General features: G+C 67.7%; 16 protein-coding genes. 12 read left to right on the top strand and 4 right to left on the bottom strand.

The genetic code is table 11. The features are described from left to right. The 3 genes from FW760_RS22130 to lexA all read right to left on the bottom strand — a co-directional run. Positions 1 to 1,122, bottom strand: a 1,122-nt coding sequence (locus FW760_RS22130) for a Y-family DNA polymerase (protein WP_446443963.1), incomplete at its 3' end; no start/stop codon positions are given. Positions 1,123 to 1,128: 6 nt separating this feature from the next. Then, complete coding sequence (imuA, locus tag FW760_RS22125) at positions 1,129 to 1,746, bottom strand: translesion DNA synthesis-associated protein ImuA (RefSeq protein WP_043862945.1); 618 nt, start codon at positions 1,744 to 1,746, stop codon at positions 1,129 to 1,131. Continuing rightward, positions 1,746 to 2,363: a transcriptional repressor LexA gene (lexA, locus tag FW760_RS22120; RefSeq protein ID WP_043862946.1), complete on the bottom strand. Its 618-nt coding sequence runs from the start codon at positions 2,361 to 2,363 to the stop codon at positions 1,746 to 1,748. Before lexA ends, imuA begins: the two co-directional genes overlap by 1 nt. Positions 2,364 to 2,454: 91 nt before the next feature. On the opposite strand from lexA, the gene FW760_RS22115 reads away from it, so the two are divergent. The 11 genes from FW760_RS22115 (at position 2,455) to FW760_RS22065 (ending at position 17,428) form a co-directional block, all read left to right on the top strand. Continuing rightward, positions 2,455 to 3,111: an HAD-IA family hydrolase gene (locus FW760_RS22115; protein WP_116054453.1), complete on the top strand. Its 657-nt coding sequence runs from the start codon at positions 2,455 to 2,457 to the stop codon at positions 3,109 to 3,111. Positions 3,112 to 3,541: 430 nt separating this feature from the next. After that, positions 3,542 to 5,104 carry a glycogen synthase GlgA gene (gene glgA / locus FW760_RS22110; RefSeq protein ID WP_058541106.1) on the top strand — a complete coding sequence of 521 codons (1,563 nt, stop codon included), beginning with the start codon at positions 3,542 to 3,544 and terminating at the stop codon, positions 5,102 to 5,104. A 13-nt stretch (positions 5,105 to 5,117) separates the two neighbouring features. After that, positions 5,118 to 6,890, top strand: coding sequence for a malto-oligosyltrehalose trehalohydrolase (gene treZ / locus FW760_RS22105; RefSeq protein WP_446443962.1), 1,773 nt, complete (start codon positions 5,118 to 5,120; stop codon positions 6,888 to 6,890). Continuing rightward, entirely contained in the window at positions 6,883 to 8,955 is a 2,073-nt protein-coding gene (gene malQ, locus FW760_RS22100) for a 4-alpha-glucanotransferase (protein WP_054915393.1), read from the top strand. The genes treZ and malQ overlap by 8 nt, the downstream gene beginning before the upstream one ends. Further along, a complete protein-coding gene (locus FW760_RS22095; RefSeq protein ID WP_446443961.1) occupies positions 8,952 to 11,756 on the top strand; it encodes a malto-oligosyltrehalose synthase in 2,805 nt (934 codons plus the stop codon). Before malQ ends, FW760_RS22095 begins: the two co-directional genes overlap by 4 nt. Next, positions 11,753 to 12,055: a DUF2934 domain-containing protein gene (locus FW760_RS22090; RefSeq protein WP_043862952.1), complete on the top strand. Its 303-nt coding sequence runs from the start codon at positions 11,753 to 11,755 to the stop codon at positions 12,053 to 12,055. The genes FW760_RS22095 and FW760_RS22090 overlap by 4 nt, the downstream gene beginning before the upstream one ends. Before the next feature lie 102 nt (positions 12,056 to 12,157). After that, positions 12,158 to 14,323 carry a glycogen debranching protein GlgX gene (glgX, locus tag FW760_RS22085; protein ID WP_043862953.1) on the top strand — a complete coding sequence of 722 codons (2,166 nt, stop codon included), beginning with the start codon at positions 12,158 to 12,160 and terminating at the stop codon, positions 14,321 to 14,323. Between the two features lie 318 nt (positions 14,324 to 14,641). Then, entirely contained in the window at positions 14,642 to 15,700 is a 1,059-nt protein-coding gene (locus FW760_RS22080; RefSeq protein ID WP_043862954.1) for an autotransporter outer membrane beta-barrel domain-containing protein, read from the top strand. Between the two features lie 118 nt (positions 15,701 to 15,818). After that, positions 15,819 to 16,904, top strand: a complete 1,086-nt coding sequence (locus tag FW760_RS22075; RefSeq protein WP_043862955.1) for a helix-turn-helix domain-containing protein — start codon at positions 15,819 to 15,821, stop codon at positions 16,902 to 16,904. Between the two features lie 59 nt (positions 16,905 to 16,963). Further along, positions 16,964 to 17,146, top strand: coding sequence for a hypothetical protein (locus tag FW760_RS22070; protein ID WP_147303881.1), 183 nt, complete (start codon positions 16,964 to 16,966; stop codon positions 17,144 to 17,146). A 30-nt stretch (positions 17,147 to 17,176) separates the two neighbouring features. Next, a complete protein-coding gene (locus FW760_RS22065; protein WP_043862957.1) occupies positions 17,177 to 17,428 on the top strand; it encodes a hypothetical protein in 252 nt (83 codons plus the stop codon). Here the strand turns inward: FW760_RS22065 and FW760_RS22060 are convergent. Further along, positions 17,425 to 17,775: a hypothetical protein gene (locus tag FW760_RS22060; protein ID WP_043862958.1), complete on the bottom strand. Its 351-nt coding sequence runs from the start codon at positions 17,773 to 17,775 to the stop codon at positions 17,425 to 17,427. The genes FW760_RS22065 and FW760_RS22060 overlap by 4 nt on opposite strands. Before the next feature lie 173 nt (positions 17,776 to 17,948). Between FW760_RS22060 and FW760_RS22055 the strand changes: the two genes are divergently transcribed. Beyond that, positions 17,949 to 18,227: a YceK/YidQ family lipoprotein gene (locus FW760_RS22055; protein ID WP_116054465.1), complete on the top strand. Its 279-nt coding sequence runs from the start codon at positions 17,949 to 17,951 to the stop codon at positions 18,225 to 18,227. The last annotated feature ends 182 nt before the right edge of the window (positions 18,228 to 18,409 follow it).

The raw sequence follows: 18,409 nt of genomic DNA, 5'->3' as shown, positions 1-18,409 counted from the left end.
CTGCACAGCCCGCACGCTCTCATCGCCCAGGCGTGCACGCAAACGCTCGCGCAACTGCTCCCAGCCCTGTTGCTGCTGGGGCCGCGCATTGAACAGCTCGCCCGGTTGCGGCACGAACGCCGGCAGGTCGTCGGCCACCAGGCGCACGCTGCGCACCGGTGCGGGCAGGGTCAACTGCTCCAGGCGCCCGCGTGCCAGCTCGAACAGCATGCCCGCCTCGCGTTCGGCGGCCAGCAGGCCGACCACCACCGGCGTGGCGACGCCCCGGGCATGTTCCAGGTGCAGGGTAAAACGCTGCACGCCGCCGTCACGGCTGGCCAGGAATGCCGCCAGGTCGGCAATCAGCCGGCGCAACGGAAACAACAGCGCCTGGTGCGACTCCACATCGAAGTTGAGTTCCAGCCGCGCCTCGAACCGGTCCGGCGGCCGGTAGCACGCCAGCGCCATGGGGCGCAGGCCCAGCAGGCGATCCAGGTGCACCTGCACGCTGGCGGCAAAACGCCTGGCCAGGGTGTCGCGCGGCAACCTCAGCACCTGCCCAAGGTCGCGCAGGCCCATGCGCGACAAGGCCGTGGCGGCCTCCACCGGCAGGCCGATGCGGTCCACGGGCATCTGCGCAAGGGCAGCGCGGGTGGCCTGGGGGTCGTTCAGTGCCAGCCCGTCATGGGCGTTGGCCAGCATGCGCGCCGCCACCGGGTTGCTGGCCAGCACGATGCGATGACGCAGCCCCAGCTCGCCCAGCTCCTTGCGCAGGCGGGCCTCGAACAGCGGCCAGGGCCCGAACAGGCCCAGGCTGGATTCGACTTCGAGCAACACGGTGCGTGGGTAATGCAGGCTGACCTGTGAACTGAACTGGTAGGCCCAGGCGGCCAGCAATTGCTGCAACTGCTCGACCGCCGCCGGGTCATGCTCGACGCAGGTAAAACTGCTGGCCAGGGCCTGCGCGGTGCTCAGGCTCTGCCCGGCGCGCAGCCCCAGGGCCCGGGCCGCCGGGTTGACCGCCTGCAATACGCGCCGCTGCGCCGGGCCGCTGAGCAGCACCAGCGGTGCCTGGGGGTCGTCGCGACCGCGCAGCACGCTGTCGAGTGCCAGTTGCGGCAGCAGGATGCAGGCCCACAGCATCGCCCATCACCCTCGCCCGGCCATGGCGATAGGGGTGGCCGGGGCCAGCCCGCCGCGACACTTGAGCACCCGCCACTGCGCCGGGTGCAGGTCGACGGCAATGCGCAGCGCGGCCGGCGACGGGTTGAGTGCCGCCTGCTGCGGGCGGCAGGCAAAGGCCAGGGTCTGGCCGGTTTCGGCAGCCACCTGCAGGCGGCGCAAGGCGCGGTCGTCGACCTGCTGCGGCCAGCACAGCACCGCGCCGCAACTGCCCGAGCGCAGGCACTGCTCGGCGGCCCACAGGGCCTCGACGCGGGAGGCCTGGATCAGCGACAGCCAGCGCAGGTCGACACCGGCTGCCAGCCAGGCGGGCGGGTACGGAATGAACGGCGGCGCCACCAGCACCACCCGTTCGCCGCTGGCAGTCAGGCGCGCCAGGCTCGGCCAGAGCAGGTGCAGCTCGCCGGCGCCCTCGGCAGCCAGCAGCAGTTCGCTGAGCGCACCCGGTGGCCAGCCGCCGCCGGGCAGCACCGCGTCCAGCGCGGCATGCCCGGTGGGTTGCAGGCCCCGGGGCTGGGCCAGCGGGCGCCCCTTCCAGACCCGCCGCTCGTCGAGCAGCCCGTCGAGGCTGACCACCGCGCCCATCAGTCGCGCCTCAACAGGCCGCAGAACACCCCTTCGATCACGAAGTCGCGTTCTGGCCCCACGTCTATCGGTGCATAGGCCGGGTTGCGCGGCAGCAGGCGGTAGTGCGTGCCTGCGCGCTGGAAGCGCTTGATGGTGACCTCGCCATCGAGCCGGGCCACCACGATCTGCCCGTCGCGGGCATCGGGCTGCTGGTGAATGCCCACCAGGTCGCCGTCGAAGATACCGTCGTCGATCATCGAGTCGCCGCGCACCTTCAGCAGGTAGGTGGGGGTACGGCTGAACAGGTGCGCATCGAGCATCAGCTGTTCGTGGATGTCCACGTCGGGCCCGATCGGGCGGCCGGCGGCCACCTGGCCCAGTACCGGGATCTCCAGCACCTCGGGGCGGCGCAGCGCACCGGCCAGGCGGATGCTGCGCGCCTGGTTGGGGGTGACCTCGATCAAGCCGGCCTCGCACAGCGCCTGGATGTGCTTGCGCGCCACGCTGCGCGAGGCAAAACCGAAGGCCTGGGCGATGTCGGCCAGGCTCGGGGGCTGCCCTTGCTGCGCGATGCGGTCGCGGATGAAGGTCAGGATGGCGGCACGTTTGGGCGATAGTCTGTTCATGGAGCACATTTGTACTCTTTTCGGGTTTATCTGACCAGCCCCGCTGATCGCCACGGCAAAATGGTTATGATGGCCCGCCGTGCAATGGAAACCGCGCCCCATGCTTGAAGCCCTGCTGTTCGACCTCGATGGCACCCTGACCGACACCGATACCCTGCATTTGCAGGCACTGCAGCAGTTGCTGCGTGAGCAGGGTCGCGAACTGAGCGAGGCCGAGTTCGACGCCCACGTCAGTGGCCGGGCCAACGCCGACATGTGCCGCTACCTGTTCCCCGGGCGCCCGGTGGCCGAGCATGAGGCATTCGCCGACCGCAAGGAGGCGCGCTTTCGCGCGCTGTCGCCGACCTTGCAGCCCACTGCCGGCCTCGAACGCCTGCTGGCGCATGCCGAGCGCAGCGGCATCGGCATGGCCGTGGTCACCAATGCGCCACGGGCCAATGCGCAGCACATGCTGGTAGCCATGGGCCTGGCCGAGCGCTTCGAGCATGTGCTGGTGGCCGAGGAACTGGCACGGGCCAAGCCCGATCCCCTGCCCTACCTCACCGGCCTGGAGCGCCTGGGGGCCAGGGCAGACCATGCGCTGGCGTTCGAGGATTCGGTGCCGGGCGTGACGGCAGCGAGCCGCGCGGGGATCCTTACCGTGGGCCTGTCGACCAGCCAGGCGCCACAGCTGCTGCTGGAGGCCGGTGCGCAGCTGGTGGTGAAGAACTTCGACGATGAGCGCCTGTGGCAACTGATTGCGCAGATGAGCGGCTGAAGCCACCCACCGCGCCGGTTTCGCCAGCCAGGCTGGCACGCGCACCATCGGGGGTCACCTTCGAGCGGTGCACGCTCGCTGTCGGTGCACCCCTGAGCCGGCCAATTCACAAAACATGACCAACGGGTCACATTTATCCCGCCCCTCTCCTACACTGTTCAATCGACCTGATACCGTCCGGAAAACTCGATCGAAAATAGTCGAAACTTCTGCAAACCCGGTAGGTCAGCAACTAAGTAGGCCAACGACTCTGGTTACCCAGGCGCAGCCCACCCCCCACTCGTCAGCACGCCATCGGCAGGAGCGCCGGCTGGCGTAGCGCTTGCACGTGTGTCCGGGGCGTTTCACCGCATCACATGACATAGCGAGAACAACAGTACAGACATGCAGCGGGTGGGATACGCCCGCAGAACAAGGGACGGAGACAAGTATGATCAGCGCCGCTGTCGAACCTCATGCAGAGCATTTCAACCCGGATACCAGCGCGCAGGTGCGTGCTGCCCAGATCGTCACGACAGCCAAGGCCCCTGCCCTCGATACCCGGCGCAACCCGAACAAGCGCAAGGTGCTGTTCGTGACCTCGGAAATCGCCGACCTGGTCAAGACCGGCGGCCTGGGCGACGTCTCCGCCGCCCTGCCCCGCGCCATGCGCCACCTGCACGATGTACGCGTGCTGATCCCCGGCTACCCGCAGGTACTCGAAAGCGACAACCCGATCCACCTGGTGGGCGAGCTGGGCGGCCATGCCGCACTGCCCCCGTGCAAGATCGGGCGCATGGACCTGGCCGACGGCCTGGTCATCTATGTACTGATCTGCCCCGAGCTGTACCAGCGCGAAGGTACCCCCTACGGCGCCAACAATGGCCGTGACTGGCCCGACAACCATATCCGCTTCGCCCGCCTGGGCCTGGCCGCCGCCGAAATCGCCGCGGGCGAGGGGATGGTGCACTGGAAGCCCGATCTGGTGCACGCCCACGACTGGCCTGCCGGCCTGGCCCCGGCCTACATGCACTGGCGCGGCCTGAACACCCCCACCCTGTTCACCATTCACAACCTGGCCTACCAGGGGGTGGTCAGCCGCGGCTGCTGCCCGGAACTGGCGATTCCCGAACACGCCCTGCAACAGGAAGGCATGGAGTTCTACGGCAAGCTGTCGTTTCTCAAGGCCGGCCTGGCCTACTCCAGCCACATCACCACGGTCAGCGCCACCTATGCCCGGGAAATCACCACCCCGGCCTTCGGCTGCGGGCTCGACGGTTTTCTTGGCAGCAAGGCGCAGCAGGGCCTGCTCAGCGGCATCCCCAACGGCATCGACGAAAGCTGGGATTCGGCCACCGACACCCACCTGACCCACCGCTTCAGCATCAACGACTGGGAAGGCAAGGCGGCCAACAGCAGCCAGGTGCGCGAACTGTTCGAGCTGGAGCCCTCCACCGGCCCGCTGTTCGCCGTGGTCTCGCGCCTGGTGTACCAGAAGGGCCTGGACCTGACCCTGGGGGTGGCCGAGTACATCGTCGAACAGGGCGGCCAGATCGCCATCATCGGCCGCGGCGAACCGGAGGAAGAACAAGCCATGCGCGAGCTGGCCAGCCGCTTCCCGGGCCGCGTGGGGGTGCGCATCGGCTTCAACGAGACCGACGCACGGCGCATGTTCGCCGGCAGCGACTTTCTGCTGATGCCCTCGCGCTACGAGCCCTGCGGCCTGAGCCAGATGTACGCGCAGCGCTTCGGCTCGCTGCCGGTGGCGCGCAACACCGGCGGCCTGGCCGACACCATCGAGAATGGCGTCACCGGCTTTCTGTTCGACGAATCGAGCGTGGAGAGCTACCGCGAAGCACTCTCGCGGGCCTTCTACGTATACGGCAAGAAACACCTGCTCAATGCCATGCGCTGCCTGGCCATGACCCAGCCATTCAACTGGTGTCAGGCCGTGGAACCCTATGCCCACCTGTACGAGGAACTGGTGACGCGCGCCACGCTCAACGCAGGCTGAGGAGAACTGCCGTATGCCCTTCAGGTCACAGGAACACGCGACCCACGGGGCCGTGATGCTGGACAGCCACACCACCCGCTTCGCCCTCTGGGCGCCCGATGCCCGGCAGGTGGAGGTGGAATGTGAAAACGCCGCCCCGCAACCCATGCAGCGCAGTGACGACGGCTGGTTCGTGCTGCGCCTGCCCTGCCCGGCCGGTACGCGCTATCGCTACCGTATCGACGGCGACCTGTCGGTCGCCGACCCGGCCAGCCGTGCCCAGCCCGACGGCGTGCACGGCCCCAGCCAGGTGCTGGGCACCGAGTATGCCTGGCAACACCCCGACTGGCAGGGCCGCCCGTGGCACGAGGCAGTCATCTATGAAGTGCACGTGGGCCTGCTGGGCGGTTACGCCGGCGTGGCCAGGCACCTGCCGCGCCTGGCCGCGCTGGGCGTGACCGCCATCGAGCTGATGCCCATCGGGCAGTTTCCCGGCCAGCGCAACTGGGGCTATGACGGCGTGCTGCCGTTCGCCCCGCAAGCGAGCTATGGCACCGCGCAGCAACTCAAGGCGCTGATCGACCAGGCCCACGCGCTGGGGCTGATGGTGCTGCTGGATGTGGTGTACAACCACTTCGGCCCCGACGGCAATTACCTGCACCGTTATGCCCAGGGTTTCTTTCGCGAAGACCGGCATACGCCCTGGGGCGCGGCCATCGATTTTCGTCGCCGCCAGGTGCGCGACTTCTTCATCGAGAACGCCCTGATGTGGCTGCACGACTACCGCTTCGACGGCCTGCGCCTGGATGCGGTGCACGCCATCGACGACCCTGACTTTCTGCATGAGCTGGCCCGCCGCGTGCGCGCCAGCACCGCACCGGGCCGGCAGGTGTGGCTCACCCTCGAGAACGAGCGCAACCAGGCGCACCTGCTTCAGGAGGGCTACGACGCCCAGTGGAACGACGATGGCCACAACGCCCTGCACGTGCTGCTGACCGGCGAGCAGGAAGGCTACTACGTCGATTACCGCGAGGCGCCGCTGAACAAGCTGGCGCGCTGCCTGAGCCAGGGGTTCGTGTTCCAGGGCCAGCCGGACCGCAACGGCGAACCGCGTGGCGAAGCCAGCGGCCACCTGCCGCCCAGTGCCTTCGTGCTGTTTCTGCAGAACCATGACCAGATCGGCAACCGCGCGCTGGGCGAGCGGCTCGAGCGCCTGTGCCCGCCCCAGGCCCTGCGCGCCGCCGCCGGGCTGCTGTTGCTGGCACCGATGATCCCGCTGCTGTTCATGGGCGATGACTGGGGGTGCCGCCAGCCCTTCCTGTTCTTCACCGATCACCACGACGACCTTGCCACCGCCGTGCGCGAAGGCCGACGCGCCGAGTTCAAGGGGTTCAAGGCCTTCGCCGACCCCGAGCAACGGGCGCGCATCCCCGACCCGAACGCCGCCCAGACCTTCCTCGACTCGCAACCGCAATGGGGCGAGGACAGCGAGCAATGGGTGGCGCTGTACCGTCGCCTGCTGTACCTGCGCCACCAGCACATCATCCCGCGCCTGCCGGGCACCCGCGCCCTGGGCGCCCAGGTGGTCGACGGCCAGGGCGTGAGCGCCCGCTGGCAACTGGGCGATGGCAGCGAGCTGCGCATCGACCTCAACCTCGGCCAGCAGCCACTGGCCCTGGACCTGCCGGCCCGCGAGCGGCACCTGTTCGAAAGTTGCGAACTGCCCCCGGGCCCACCCTGCCTGCCGCCGTTGAGCTGCGTGGTGAGCCTGACCCCTTCCTGCCCCACGGAGCCTGTGCATGCCTGACCTACCCTTGCTGCAACTGGCCGAACGCGCTGGCCTGGCGGTGGACTGGATCGACGCCAACGGGCGCGCCCAGCGTGTCAGCGAACCGGTCCTGCGGCGCATCCTGGCCGCCCTTGGCCACCCGGCCGCCGACGACATCGCCATCGCCAACAGCCTCAAGGCCCTGGAAAAAGCCCACGATTCCCGTCACCTGCCGCCACTGCTGACGGTCGACCAGCACCAGCCGCTGGACCTGTCGCGCTACTTCGCGGCCAACAGCCGCTGCGAGGTGCAGCACGAGGACGGCACCCGCCAGCAGCTGCAGCTGGATGCCCAGGCCCTGCTGCCGCCAGGGCTGCCACTGGGGTATCACCAGCTGCATATCGACGCCACCACCTTCACCCTAGCCGTGGCCCCGGCGCAGTGCTACAGCCTGGCCGATGCGCTGGGCACCCCGCACCCACGGTGCTGGGGCCTGAGTGCCCAGCTGTACAGCCTGCGCCGCCCGGGCGACGGCGGGCTGGGCGACTGCCTGGCACTGGAGGGCCTGGCACGCAGCGCCGCCGAGCGTGGCGCCACGGCCCTGGCCATCAGCCCGGTGCACGCCATGTTCACCCGCAACCACCCCAGCTACAGCCCCTATTCGCCATCCAGCCGGCTGTTTCTGAACAGCCTGTATGCCAGCCCCCAGGCAGTGATCGACGAGCGCACGGTGCGTATCACGGTCCAGGCCCTGGGCCTTGAGGCCCAGCTCGAACAGCTCGAAGGCCTGCCGTTGATCGACTGGCCACGGGCGGCCGGGGCACGCCAGCAGATATTGCAGGCGCTGTACCAGGGCTTTATCAAGGGCGAGCAACCGCAGCGCGCCGACTTCGACAGCTTTCGCCACGCCGGCGGCCAGGCGCTGGAAGACCACTGCCGCTTCGAAGCGCTGCTCGATGCCGCCGCCGAACGCGGCGAAAGCCAGGACTGGCGCCAGTGGCCGGCCGCCTGGCTCGACCCGCGCAGCGCCGAGATTGCCGCGTTTGCCGCCGACCACGTCGAGCAGATCGGCTTCTATGCCTTCTGCCAGTGGCTGATCGCGCGCAGCCTGGAACGTGCCCAGGAAGCGGCGCGCGGCAGCGGCATGGCGGTGGGCCTGATCGCCGACCTGGCAGTGGGGGCCGACGGTACCGGCAGCCAGGCCTGGAGCCGCCAGGACGAGCTGCTGGCCGAGCTGCACGTCGGCGCCCCGCCCGACATCCTCAACCGATCAGGGCAAAGCTGGGGCATCTGCGCGTTCTCCCCCGAGGGCCTGCGCCGCAACGGCTACCGCGCCTTCATCGAGATGCTGCGGGCCAACTTCGCCCACGCCGGGGGCCTGCGCATCGACCATGTGATGGGCCTGCAGCGCCTGTGGCTGATCCCCCAGGGCGCCGCCCCCAGCGAAGGCGCCTACCTGCACTACCCACTGGACGACCTGCTGCGCCTGCTGGCCCTGGAGTCGGTGCGCCACAAGGCAATCGTGCTCGGCGAAGACCTGGGCACGGTGCCCGAAGGCCTGCGCGAAAAGCTCGCGGCCCGCGCGATCCTGGGCATGCGTGTGCTGCTGTTCGAGCAGGACCCGCCCGGGCAGTTCACCCCCATCCTCGACTGGCCCGACAACGCCCTGGCCACCACCAGCACCCACGACCTGCCCCCGCTGGCAGGCTGGCTGCAGGCCCGCGACATCGACTGGGGCCAGCGCCTGGGGGCGATCGACGCGATCACCGAGCGCGACTGGCGCGACAGCCGCCAGCATGAAATCCAGGGCCTGCGTCGCCTGCTGCACAGCAGCTACGGCGACACCAGCAGCGAAGCCGACACCCTGATCGACGCCAGCCTGCGCCTGCTCGGGCATACCCGCGCGCCGCTGGTGCTGGTACCGCTGGAAGACCTGCTGGGCGTGGACGAACAACCCAACCTGCCCGGCACCGTCGACACCCACCCCAACTGGCGCCGCCGCTTCGCGTTGCCCGCCGCACAGCTGCTGGACGACAGCGATGCGGCGCGACGCCTCGAGCTGCTGGCCCAGGCCCGTGAACAAGCCTTCGAGCGTGACCGATGAACAGCCTCACCGCCACACTGCGCCTGCAATTTCATGCCGACTTCAGCCTCGACGATGCGGTGCCGCTGGTGCCCTACTTCGCCCGGCTGGGCATCAGCCACCTGTACGCCTCGCCCCTGTTGCAGGCGCGGCCCGGTTCGCGCCACGGCTACGACGTGGTCGACCCGACCCGGGTGAGCCCCGAACTGGGTGGCGAGGCGGCGCTGGAACGCCTGGTGGCCGCGCTGCGCCAGCACGGCATGGGCCTGATCCTGGACATCGTGTCCAACCACATGGCCGTGGGCGGCGCACACAACCCCTGGTGGCAGGACCTGCTGGCCTGGGGCCGGCGCAGCCCCTACGCCGAGTTCTTCGACATCCAGTGGCATTCGCCCGACCCGTTGCTCAAAGGCCAGTTGCTGTTGCCGTTCCTGGCCAGCGACTATGGCGCGGTGCTGCAGGCCGGGGAAATCCCGCTGCGTTTCGACGCCCGCCACGGGCGCTTTCACATCGAGCACCACGAGCACCGCTTCCCGATCAGCCCGCCGGACTATGCGCGCATCCTGTGCGTCAGCGGCCACCCCGAGCTAAGCGAACTGGGGGCACGCTTTGCCGCCTTCGAGGGCCAGCGCCACGCCCCGGCCAACGTCGAGGCGGTGCACCAGGCCCTGGCCGAACTGGCCCGCGAGCCGCGCATCGGCCAGGCCATCGACCAGGTACTGGCCGCCTTCGACGGGCGCACCCCCAGCGGTTTCGAGCACCTGCATCAACTGCTCGAACAGCAGCACTACCGCCTGGCCAGCTGGCGCACCGCCGGTGACGACATCAACTGGCGGCGCTTTTTCGACGTCAACGAGCTGGGCGGCCTGCGCGTGGAGCGCCCGGCGGTGTTCGAGGCCACCCATGCCAAGGTGTTCGAGCTGATCGAGCGCGGCCTGGTCGACGGCCTACGCATCGACCACATCGATGGCCTGGCCGACCCGCGCGGTTACTGCCGCAAGCTGCGCCGACGCGTCGACGGCCTGCTCTCACGCCGGCCGCTGAGCGCTGCGCTCGAGCACTTTCCGATCTACGTGGAGAAGATCCTCGGCCCCGGCGAGCGCCTGCACGACGACTGGCGGGTGGACGGCAGCACCGGCTACGAATTCATGAACCAGGTCTCGCTGCTGCAGCATGACCCGCAGGGCGAAGCCGAACTGACCGCGCTGTGGCACGACCTGAGCGAGCGCCCGGCGTTCGTCGAGGAACTGCGCCTGGCCCGCCAGCTGGTGCTCAATGCCAGCCTGGCCGGCGACTTCGAATCGGTGGCCCAGGCCCTGCTGCAGGTGGCGCGCAACGACATCATGAGCCGCGACCTGACCCTGGGCGCCATCCGCCGCGCGTTGCAGGCGCTGGTGGAGCACTACCCGGTGTACCGCACCTACATCAATGCCTGCGGGCGCCCGGCGATGGACGAGGGGTTCTTCCAGCAGGCCCTGGCCGATGCGCGTTCGAGCCTGGGCGAAGCCGACTGGCCGCTGCTGGACTACCTGCAGCGCTGGCTGGGCGGCCAGCCCTGGCGCGAGCTGGGCCCGGGGCGGGCGCGCAAGCAGTTGCGCCACGCCTGCGTGCGCTTCCAGCAGCTGACCTCGCCCACCGCTGCCAAGGCCGTCGAAGACACCGCCTTCTATCGCTCGGCGGTGCTGTTGTCGCGCAACGACGTGGGCTTCGACGCCGAGCGCTTCAGCGCACCGGCCGAGGCCTTCCATGCCAGTTGCCAGCAACGCCTGGCGCACTTCCCCGACAACCTGCTGGCCACCGCCACCCATGACCACAAGCGTGGCGAAGATTGCCGCGCACGCCTGGCGGTGATCAGCGAACGCAGCCACTGGTTCTGCCAGCGCGTGGAGCTGTGGCGTGAACTGGCCTCGCCCCTGCGCACACAACTGGCCGATGGCGTGGCACCGAGTGCCGGCGATGAACTGCTGCTGTACCAGACCCTGCTCGGCAGTTGGCCGATGACGCTGCGCTGCGATGACACCCAGGCCTTGCGCGGCTACGCCGAACGCCTGCGCCAATGGCAGCGCAAAGCCCTGCGCGAGGCCAAGCTGCGCAGCAGCTGGAGCGCCCCCAACGAGGCCTACGAGCAGGCCTGCGCACGCTTCATCGACGCCCTGCTGCTGGAGCCGCAATGCCAGCAGCTGCGCCAGTCGGTGGCCGAGGCGGCGCAGGCCCTGGCCTGCCCGGGCGCGCTCAACAGCCTTGTGCAGAGCCTGCTGCGCATGACCGTGCCGGGGGTGCCCGACCTGTACCAGGGCAACGAATGCTGGGACCTGAGCCTGGTCGACCCGGACAACCGCCGCGCGGTGGACTACGCCGCGCGCCGCCAGGCCCTGGACGACAGCCTGCCCCCCGCCGAACTGCTCGGGCACTGGCAGGACGGGCGGGTCAAGCAGGCCCTGATCGCCCAGGTGCTGGAGCAGCGCCGGGCCTACCCAGAGCTGTTTCGCCACGGCCGCTACCACCCCCTGGAGGTACGCGGCAAACACGCCGAGCGGGTGCTCGCCTTTGCCCGTATCGGCGAGGCGCAACGCGCGGTGGTGGTGGTGCCGCGGCTGGCCTCGGGCCTGCTGGGCAACGCCACGCAACCCTTGATCCCGGCACAGAACTGGGACGATACCCGTGTGCTTTTACCGTTCGCCTTGTGCGCTGCCAATTGCACGGGACTTTTCGCCCAGGGCGCAGTCACACCCTCTAACGAGCTGTGGCTGAGCACTGCGCTCAAAGCCTTCCCCGTCAATCTCTTCATAGAACAGACTGAGTCATCAGGAGCGTCGAGATGAGTGCTGAGGAAAAACGTATCCGCGAATTCGCCTACCAGATCTGGGAGTCGGAAGGTAAACCCGAAGGCCAGGAGGAGCGCCACTGGGAGATGGCGCGCAAGTTGGCCGAAGCCGAGGCCATTGCGCCCAAGGCCGCCCCGCGCAAGCCCCGTACCACCCCGCCAGGCGCACCGCCGGTAGCCCCTGGCGCCAAGCCAAAGCCCGGCGCCGCCGCGTCCAAGGCCAAGCCACCGGCCCCTGCGGCCAAGCCCGACCCGGCAAAGAAGCCGCGTACCGCGAAGAAGCCCGCCACGCCCTGACGCCGCCGTACCTTGCGTCACTACCGCCCCGGGGCAGCGCAACGCTGCCCCGGCGCCCAGTGCGTCGCCTTTCGCCCCCCAAGGATCGCTACAAGGATTGCCATGACCCAGCCCAAGTCCAAACACAACACCCAGCCCGACGCCATTGAACCTTCGCGCATCCGCGAGGGCCTGCCCTTCCCCCTGGGCGCCACCTGGGACGGCCTGGGTGTGAACTTCGCACTGTTCTCGGCCAACGCCACCAAGGTCGAACTGTGCCTGTTCGACGCCAGCGGCGAACATGAGCTCGAGCGCATCGAACTGCCCGAGTACACCGACGAGATCTACCACGGCTACCTGCCCGACGCGCACCCGGGGCAGATCTACGGTTACCGCGTGTACGGCCCCTACGAGCCGCAGAACGGGCACCGTTTCAACCCCAACAAGCTGCTGATCGACCCGTATGCCAAGCAGCTGGTCGGCGAGCTGCGCTGGTCCGAGGCGTTGTTCGGCTACACCATCGGCCACCCCGATGGCGACCTCAGTTTCGACGAGCGCGACAGTGCGCCGTTCGTGCCCAAGTGCAAGGTCATCGACCCGGCCTACACCTGGGGCCGCGACCAGCGGGTGGGCGTGCCGTGGGACCGTACCGTGTTCTACGAAGCGCACGTGCGCGGCATCAGCATGCGTCACCCGGCGGTGCCGGAAGCGGCGCGCGGTACCTTCGCCGGGCTGATGAACGACGAGCTGCTGGGGCACATCAAGGGCCTGGGCGTCAGCTCCATCGAGCTGCTGCCGATCCACGCCTTCGTCAACGACCAGCACCTGCTGCAAAAGGGCCTGAACAACTACTGGGGCTACAACAGCATCGCCTTCTTCGCGCCCCACCCGCGCTACCTGGCCAACGGCAAGATCGCCGAGTTCAAGGAGATGGTCGCGCACCTGCACGACGCCGGCCTGGAGGTGATTCTGGACGTGGTCTACAACCACACCGCCGAAGGCAACGAGCAGGGCCCCACGCTGTCGATGCGCGGTATCGACAACGCCTCGTACTACCGCCTGATGCCCGACGACAAGCGCTACTACATCAACGACTCGGGCACCGGCAACACCCTGGACCTGAGCCACCCCTGCGTACTGCAACTGGTCACCGACTCGCTGCGCTACTGGGCAGGCGAGATGCACGTTGATGGCTTTCGCTTCGACCTGGCGACCATCCTGGGCCGCTACCACGAAGGCTTCGACGAGCGGCACAGCTTTCTGGTGGCCTGTCGCCAGGACCCGCTGCTGAGCCAGGTCAAGCTGATTGCCGAACCCTGGGACTGCGGCCCCGGTGGCTACCAGGTGGGCAACTTCGCGCCGGGCTGGGCCGAATGGAACGACCGCTTTCGCGACACCGTGCGCGCCTTCTGGAAAGGCGACGAAGGCCAGCTGGCCGACTTTGCCGCGCGCATGACCGCCTCCGGCGAGTTGTTCAACCGCCGCGGCCGGCGCCCCTATGCCTCGGTCAACTTCATCACCGCCCACGACGGCTTCACCCTGCGCGACCTGGTGTCGTACAACGACAAGCACAACGAGGACAACGACGAGAACAACCAGGACGGCAGCAACAACAACATCTCCTGGAACCATGGGGTCGAGGGGCCCACCGACGACCCCGAGATCAACAGCCTGCGCCAGCGCCAGATGCGCAACTTCTTCGCCACCCTGCTGCTGGCCCAGGGCACGCCGATGATCGTGGCCGGCGACGAGTTCAGCCGCACCCAGCACGGCAACAACAACGCCTACTGCCAGGACAGCGAGATCGGCTGGATCAACTGGGACCTGGACGAGCAAGGCAGCGCCCTGCTCAAGTTCGTCAAGCGCCTGACCAAGCTGCGCCTGGCCTACCCGATCCTGCGCCGCAGCCGCTTCCTGGTGGGCGACTACAACGAGGCGATCGGGGTCAAGGACGTGACCTGGCTGGCGCCGGACGCCAGCGAGATGAGCGTGGAGCAGTGGGAAGACCCGCAAGGGCGTTGCCTGGGCATGCTCATGGACGGGCGCGCGCAGGTCAGCGGCATCCTGCGCCCGGGGGCAGACGCCACCTTGCTGCTGATCGTCAACGCGCACCACGACGGCGTTGACTTCACCCTGCCCGACGTACCCGAGGGCGAGTACTGGAACTGCCTGATCGACACCGACCGGCCGCAGTTGCGCAAGGCCCAGCGCCTGGAATTCGGCAGCGTGTTCAACGTCACCGGACGCTCGTTGCTGCTGTTGGAACTGCAACGGGACGAGGACGCCTGACGCTTTAGCAATCATTCGAAATAGCCAGCCGCGTTGTCATTCGCAACGCGGCTATGCCCATTCAGTAACCGCTATTTTTCAACCGCTTACCCCCTCCAACACAGCCATCACAAAATAATCACACTATCTTGACGCCTGCCTGCGACTCTCCTTAGCTACACCTAGAACCACCGTGTTCAACTTCATTCCGGGCCTCTGGCACGCGGCTTTGCGCGCGCCATGGGGCAGGTTTGCTGGTTTGGGTCGCTCTCTGTTCCTGCCTTACAGCCCGTGACATCAGGCCAGACCTTTGGCTGTAACACACAGAGGAGATCGGCCATGAAAAGCGCACCCTGCCCTTCGGGGCTCGAGTATGTTTTCTACGCACTGTCGACGTCGCTGCTGCTGGCAACCCCGCTGGAAAGCCTGGCGGCGGGGCTGGAAGACGACGACCCGATGTTCAACCCGGCACACGGCCTGGCACTGCCGTCGCTGGTCCCGGCCAGCGTGTCGGGGCTGAGCCTGGGCACGCTGGGGGCGTTTTCCGAACGCCTGGCAGAGCGCACGGCGGTGTTCGGCGACGAAGGCATTGCCAGCCAGTGGGCGCAGTTCTTTCCCACCCCGGTCAGGACCGCCCCGCAACGCCTGGATGCCCCCAACCAGAACCTGCAGATCGCCCCCGACCTGTTCGTGCGGGAAACCGCCGGCGGCAACACCCACCGCGCCGGGATCTTCATGGGCCACAGCAACCTGCAGGGCGGCCTGGACAATCGCCGGCCACAGCTGGGCGACAAGCAGAACGCCGTGCGCCTGGAAGGGCAAAGCCTGGGCATGTACTGGAGCCTGCAGCATGACCAGGGCTGGCATGTGGATGCGGTGGCCATGGGCACCCGTTTCGACGCCAGCGGGCGCGGCAGCGACGGCGAACGTCTCGATGGCAACGGGCACGCGCTGACCTTCTCGGTGGAGGGCGGCTTCCCCATCGGCCTGGGCAAGCACTGGGTGATCGAGCCCCAGGCGCAGTTGATCAACCAGCAGTACTACCCCGGCAACGACGCCCAGGCCCAGACCCTGCAGGCCTATGACAGCCAGCCGAGCTGGACCGGTCGGGTGGGGGCGAAGCTGTCGGCCCGCTACGAGGTGCGCGGCATGCCCATCGAACCCTATGTGCGCACCAACGTGTGGTACGACTTCTCGAACGCCGACACGGTGAGCCTGGACAAGGTCGACAAGATCAGCAGCGGACGCAACGCCACCACCGTGGAGGTGGGCCTGGGCCTGGTGGCACGGGTGACGCCCAAGGTGGCGCTGTTTGTCAGTGCCGATTACAGCAGCGACGTGGACGACAACGACTTGAACGGGTTGATCGGCAACCTGGGGGTGCGTGTGCGCTGGTGAGCGGCGCTGAATGCATCGCGGGTCAGGCCCGCGATGCGACACGCATACCCCCGTCAACCTGAGGTTGACAGCTTATGTATACTGGCCGGCCATGCCCTCGCCAAGGACACCCCAGCGCATGACCGAAAACAGCTTCGCCTTTCGCCTCAAGGAACTGCTCGAACACCACAAGCTGACGCTGCAGGCGGTAGGCACGGCCCTGGGGATCTCGCGCACCGCCGTGCACAAATGGACCCGCGGCGGCGAGATCGACTATGCCAACCTGCGCAAGCTGGCCGACTTTCTCAAGGTCAACTGGATCTGGCTGCGCTACGGCGAAGAAGCCCTGCAGGACGTGCAGCAGACCCAGGTGGTGGAGCTGCCGATGACCGACCTGCGCCGGCGCTACACCGCCGAGATCATGGAGAGCGAAACCCGCATGAAGCTGGCCCAGGAAGGCGCCCGCATCGTGACCTGGGAATGGAACCTGATCAGCGACGAACTCACCTACTCGCCCAACGTCGAGGCCGTGTACGGCTGGCAGGTGATCCGCAACGAAGACTTCTGGGTGCACCTGCCCCCCGAAGACGTCGAGATGCTGCAGGCGCTGTACAGCAAGACCCTGCTCGAAGGCGAAGGCTGCGAGTGCGACTTTCGCATCTATCGCCCCGACGGCGAGATGCGCTGGATCGCCTCCCGCGCCACGGTGGTGCGCGACAGCGCCGGGCGCGCGGTGAAAATGGTCGGCATCAGCATGGACAACACCGAGCGCAAGGTCGCCGAAGAGCAACTACGCAACAGCGAGGAACGTTTTCGCGCCATCTTCGAACTGGCCTGGGGCGCGCTGGCCTACATCGACCCGGACGGCACCTGGCAGCGGGTCAACGGCAGCTTCTGCGAGCTGCTGGGCTACAGCGCCGAAACGCTGTACGGCATGACCTTCCAGCAACTGACCCACCCCGACGACCTCGCCGCCAACCTGCAGTTGCTGCAGCGCCTGCTGGCCGGCGAGATCGAGCGCTACGAAGTGGAAAAGCGCGTGCGCCACAAGCAGGGCCACTACATCTGGGTACGTGCACGTACCGCCCTGCAGCGCCGCCAGGACGGCCAGCCGCAGCATCTGATCAGCGTGTTCGAGGACATCGGCGCCGAACGCCAGGAACGCGAACGCCTGCAGGCACGTATCGAGGCGCTTGAAGCACAGCGCGGGGCTTCGCAGGCATGAGCCGCTTCGTGGGGGTGTTTCACTTGCGAAGCCGGCATGCCGTGGACAGGGGCTTCAAGGTGCACGCGCTACACAGCGACAATCATGCCGATGCGCACCTTGAAGCGGGCGACATACGCAATGAACAGGGCTACCAGGACGATCAGACCTGCGACTTCACCGTGATCGAGATTGCCAGCACTGCCCAGGCGCCCCGGCGCCTGAGCTGGCTGGAGCGCATCACGGGCAAGCTGCATGCATGACCCCATCCCTGATCTGACTGCGGGGCGCACATGAGCCGCTTTGTCGCTGTGTTTCACCACTGGCATATCACCAAACGCAACCTTGGCTTCGAGGTGCACAGCCTGGCAGGTCGCGATCAGGCACAGGCGCACCGCGAAGCCTGCGCACGGTTGGCCGATCAGGAAGTGAGCGATATCGTGCGCTGCGCCTTCACCCTGGTTGAGATCGGCGCGCATGAACACGTTGCGCGCCCGCTGAGCTGGCGCGAGCGCATCACCGGGCGTTTCGAGGGGCGTGGCTAGAGGCAGGTGGCCAACGCCGCCATGCGCCGCTGGGCCAATGCATCGTCCTTGAGGGTGTAGAACTTGACCACCGTGCCGCCGGCTTCGGCGCGCACATCGGCGAAGTATTCGGCATCGCGTGTCGACACCGTGGCCCCACCGTTGGGGCCGGCGTCGAGGTAGCCGCTGGCATCCACGCCGAAGACGGCTTCGTCCTGCCAACCGAACTGGATGCACTCGGCCACCAGCGGCTCGGCCTTGGCCGAGGTGAAGGTCTTGTGCGGTGCGCCCAGGCGAGCCTGGTTCATCGTCGACGAGGCGCATCCGGCCAGCACCAGTGCCGTACCCAATAGCATTGCTGCGCGCATGGTTGTCTCTCCCGTTGGTTGTGTGTCGGCAGCACCGGGCTCTTCGCTGGCCCTGCAGAAGCTGGCCTTGCCAGCGAAGAGTCCTGGCCTGCTGATTGAAAAAGGAGCGACTGTAGCATTGCCCCGGCCCCCGGTGAGAGAATGCCGCGCAGAAAAACGGACCCTCCCCCCCTGTGCCAAGGAACAGCACCATCCGAATCCTCTCGCTCGCCCTCATCGTCTCCACCCTCGCCCTCACCAGCTGCGGCACCATGATGCGCGGTGGGTACTGCGCCGAATGTGCATCCCCAGGCATGTACCGGGGCGTGCGCAACAACTTCTCGTTCCTGTTCAGCGCCACCTCGGCGCAGTTCTGCTGGCCGCTGATCGTGTGCCCGCTGGCGTTTATCGTCACCGCGCCCGTGGATATCGTGATCGATACCGCGATGATCCCCGCCGACCTCTCGCGCTGAGTGCCAAACAATCGAATCCCTCTATAGGTTCATCGACAAGGTCGATTAGTCACAAATTAAGTAAGGGCATAAACTGCCCCCGATTGCGCGCAATACACCCACGATAGAAAGGGCCTTGGCGCGCACCCTCTGTGACTAGCCTGCATACCACTTACCGATCCTGACGCTGATCTCGGCGGGCC

This window comes from Pseudomonas sp. 1176_21, assembly GCF_052850635.1.
Note: the sequence above shows the minus strand (reverse complement) of the source record. Positions and strands in the feature narration are given on the sequence as shown.